A 3456-nucleotide genomic window follows, 5' to 3' on the forward strand; every position below is an offset into this window, starting at 1 on the left:
GGCCGATCCAGTCGTCGGTGAGCAGGTGGGCCGGGGTGCCGAGCATCTCCTCGACCGCCCAGTCACGGGCCCAGTCCTCGACGCGGACCAGCGCGACCGGGGCGGCGATCCGATTCGCGATCAACGCGGCGATGACCTGGCCGTGGGTCAGGTCGGCGTCCGTGCGACGCGGGCAGAGCCGGTCGATGGTGTCGATCAGGTCGAGGCGGGCGAGCACGTCACGGATCACGGGCAGCCCGCCGAGTGTCTTCTCCACGCTCGGGGCCCGTAGCCCGCTTCGGCGACTGTCTGCACAGCGCCAGAACGTGCCAGACCGGGGACGCTTCGCACCAGGCCGGATCAGACACCGCCAGATCAAACAATCACGGAACTAGCACACCAGACGAATCTGCGGAGGACGGGCCGTAACGCGACCGAGGGACCGGTTTCGAAACCACTCGACTGACATGAGTCGGCCAGCAGCGCAGCCATTGGCCTCGCGTTCTTCTGCGACGGTGCCGCCGGTAGGCCGTCCTGTCGTCGTCGAGGTGAAGGTCGGTGCTTGGAGTGGTCCCACTCTCGTAGACAGTGGCTTCAGGTCCGTTGTCTCCGAAAGTGGGAACCCTCCAGCAGCGCCTGCAACCGGGCGGCCTGGCCCTGCAAGGCGTCCTGCAGCGGGGGCCAGGCGGTCAACGCCTCATCGGGCCACCGTGACGGTGCGCCCCTCCTCCGGGCTGGTCGTGCTGGTCAGCAGCCGCTGGTCGATGAACACCTCCAGCACCGCCGCCCACACCGGATCGGCGACCGGGTAGGCCGAAGTTACGTGATCTTGAGCGCACTGTAGGCCGGTGACCTGGACATTTGCTCCGATCAAGGATTCACCTACTGGCTACAAGTCACTCTGCATAATAGATTGATTACCAAGAGTGCGGTGGTGCACGACGTTTCCGCAGGTCACAGCTATGCAGGTATGTCCGGCGACGGGCGCACCAGCCCCGACCGCACGTGCAGCCGGCACTCGATGCTCACACGAAAAAATCGAAAAAATACTGGCTACAGTTCACCCAATGGAAGAAAAAGCTGCAGGTAGATGCTGTCAAGTCCATTCAAGATCACGCAACTTCAGGGTAGGGGAGACGGCGGCGGGCATACCGGCCGGCATCATCCACCGTGGCCAGATCCGCCAGTTGGCGCAGGATCTCCTCCCGGCCCAGTGGGCCCTGTGTCCCCGCGCGGTCTAACGCCTGATCGGCCTGACGTGCCAGCGCGCCCTGGACACCCCCGAGCTGGTCGTAGTCGACGGCGCTGAGATGGTCACCCCGGGTCCGGCCGTCGGCGAGGTGGTGCAGGGTGAATGGCAACAGGGGCAGCGCCTCGCCGCTGCCGGTGTCGGTCAGGAGCCGGGCTACCAGGCTGTCCGACATCCCCAGCCCGGCTGCGCGGGCAGGCTGCTCGATCGCCACCCGCAGCATGTCCAGACCCAACGGCGCCACCAGGGACAGCCCCACGGTGCCCGCGGGGAGGGCGGCGTGGAGATCGTCGCAGAACTCCCCCCGCAGCGTCGCCAGGACATGAACAGGGTCCTGACCCGTCAGGGCCGTCAGCACGGTCAGGAAGTCAGCCCTGGGCTGTGGGGTGGCCCGGGTGAACAGCTCCTCGGTCTGATCCAAGGGGAGCAGGATCTGCCGGGCCGCCGGACAGGCGGCGCGCAGCTCTTGGACCAACCGGTGCGGCCCGCCGTCAACGCTCAGTTCCGCCCGGACTGCGGGCAGCGTCCAAGCCAGGAGCGCCTCGGTCGCGGTGCTGGTCAGGACACGCGCCAACTCCCCGACAGGATCATGATGACGGTCGATGATCGGGAGAACCAGCCACTCATCACCGGTCTCCAAGACGGGCAGCACCCCGGCCCGTAGCAGGGAGGACTTCCCACACCCGGACGGCCCGGCCAGGACCGTCCAGCCCCGCCCGGTATGGGCGGCGGCACGGACCATCCGGATAAGCTCCCGGCGCTCCTGATCCCGACCACAGAACACCTCCGCCCACCCGGCAGGGAAAGCCCGCAGCCCAGGATAGGGATTATCCCCATCACGCCAACGCCCCCGGCCATGGGCGTCGTGGTGCCCGACAGCCCCCCGCAGCTGGGCGCGGGCACGGACCTCCTGCTGGTAATCGGTGTACTGCAAGGTTTCCAACAGCGGATGCGGCGGCCGAGCCTCGATATGGACCGGGAGCAGCAGACAGCCCAGACTGTCCGCGATCCCAACCTCCGCCGAGCACCACGATGAATCGACAAACGCCTGACTGATGATGCAGACCACCACATCGGCCCGGCGCAGTTCCTGGTAGAGACGCTGCTTCCAGTTCTCCCCGACCCGCAGCCCCTCACCGCCGTCCAGGACACCGCCGCCCTCCCCCAGGTCACGGTCGAGGAACACCACATGCTCATCCGCCCGCAGCCAGTCCCGGACTTCAACCGCAACCGCAAGATCATCCACTGGCGTGACTGATAAAGACCCGTGCCACCGATCCCCCTGATCCCCCGCGGAGTAGTGCGCATAGCCGGACCGCCGCGTAGCGCTGACATGTCGTCCTACGCCGCTATGTGTCACAATTTTTCATCCAATCTTATCGATCATGAAATGACTGTGACCACAGGTGGCCGGATCCGCATACTCGTCGGGAGCTGATTCGGTAGGATGCGCGTCCGCGGACTCCGCTGCTGCGCAGGTGCCACCACGGGCATGTCGGTGACATAACCACTCGGGCGGGCCCACCCGACCCCGCGGTCAACGCGACTCGCGCTGGGTAACCAGCCACTGGCGGACGTCGCGTTCGGCGAACCGGAGGTACTTACCGACACGGTAGGCGGGTGGCCCGCCTCCGACCGAGCGCCACTTGTAGATGGTGTTCACGGGAACACCGAGGAACCGCGCAAGATCGCCCACGGTCCAGAGACGATCCACACCCCCACTTTGACGTCACTGTCCGTGATTGGTTTCCCGTCCGGGGACGCGTGAACGTTAGCGGCTAAGCGGGGCCTGGAACCGGGCACACGGGCCTCCCACAGATGGTGACGGCAGCGGCGCTCACCCGCTAACAGCGAGGTCAGAGCGCCCATGAGGTGCTAGCACCGGTGCTAACTGTTAGCGGGGCAGGTGCTAACCGTCGGGCTCAGCGAGCAACCCCCGACCCACCCCTGTCATCACGGTGGGTAACTGTCATGGTGATGCGGGCACGGTCGATACCACGACGGTTCACAAGCCGGCCATCCACCCGGCGGCCGATCTGGATGGTATCGATACCCAGCGGCTTGAGCGCGGCGGCGAGTTGCTCGGCGCCCCATCCGGCATAAACACCCGGGCGGAGCGCGGCGAGCCGCTCGGTCACGGTCTCCGACCACACCTTGGTCTCACCGGCGGGGACAACCGCGAGGATGTCGTCCAAGAGCGAGGACGCCGGCACCGGGCCGGCGTCGGC

At 66.6% G+C, this 3456-nt stretch carries 4 protein-coding genes and 1 pseudogene; all 5 read right to left on the reverse strand.

From position 1 onward, the window contains the following. Window positions 1-256, reverse strand: a 256-nt coding sequence (locus MJ785_RS19120; RefSeq protein ID WP_239382117.1) for a DUF4277 domain-containing protein, incomplete at its 3' end; no start/stop codon positions are given. Window positions 257-676: 420 nt separating this feature from the next. Then, window positions 677-853, reverse strand: a complete 177-nt coding sequence (locus tag MJ785_RS19125; protein ID WP_239382118.1) for a hypothetical protein — start codon at window positions 851-853, stop codon at window positions 677-679. A gap of 238 nt (window positions 854-1091) precedes the next feature. Continuing rightward, entirely contained in the window at window positions 1092-2474 is a 1383-nt protein-coding gene (locus MJ785_RS19130; protein WP_239382119.1) for a toll/interleukin-1 receptor domain-containing protein, read from the reverse strand. A 291-nt stretch (window positions 2475-2765) separates the two neighbouring features. After that, window positions 2766-2942, reverse strand: coding sequence for an AlpA family transcriptional regulator (locus tag MJ785_RS19135; RefSeq protein WP_239382120.1), 177 nt, complete (start codon window positions 2940-2942; stop codon window positions 2766-2768). Window positions 2943-3150: 208 nt separating this feature from the next. Beyond that, window positions 3151-3456 (reverse strand): annotated as a pseudogene (locus MJ785_RS19140) (cell division protein FtsK); the annotation flags it as partial.

It is taken from the genome of Protofrankia sp. CiT1 (assembly GCF_917627335.1).
Classification (GTDB): Bacteria; Actinomycetota; Actinomycetes; order Frankiales; family Frankiaceae; genus Protofrankia.